The 408-nt window shown below is 46.1% G+C and carries 1 protein-coding gene; it reads left to right on the forward strand.

Annotated elements, in window-relative coordinates; translation table 11 throughout:
- Positions 1 to 179 precede the first annotated feature (179 nt).
- A partial coding sequence (locus JS756_RS39165; protein WP_205387515.1) for a hypothetical protein occupies positions 180 to 408 on the forward strand: 229 nt, incomplete at its 3' end.

Raw genomic sequence — 408 nt, forward strand, 5'->3', positions numbered from 1 at the left:
CAGTACTAGCGAGTGGATTTCCTACGTTTTGATGATTGTTGGCTGGTTTATCCTCATCCGCGCCATCAGTGACTTCCTCCGAGCCCGACGCCACGAACAGCTTGTGTTGCAAAGCCCGGAACGTGGACTCAGTGTTCCGGTCATTGCGGAAGGCGAGAGGGCAGAGACAGTGGTTTGATATGGTTACTCAACAACAAACAAACGGAACATTGGAACAGTACAGTCATCATTACTTGCGTATAGGGTGGAGCTTGGAGCCATGGAGTTATGATTTTTTTGCTTGTATGGAAATGGACAGGATTCTAATACCTCTCTTTGATTTCCTTTTTGGTTGCGGCGGCACCGGTTTTCCTTGTTGTCTATTTTCTATTTTTCTATTTGATAACGGACGCGCATTCCCTCATATAT

The sequence above is a fragment of the Streptomyces actuosus genome (genome assembly GCF_016921115.1).
Taxonomy (GTDB): domain Bacteria; phylum Actinomycetota; class Actinomycetes; order Streptomycetales; family Streptomycetaceae; genus Streptomyces; species Streptomyces actuosus_A.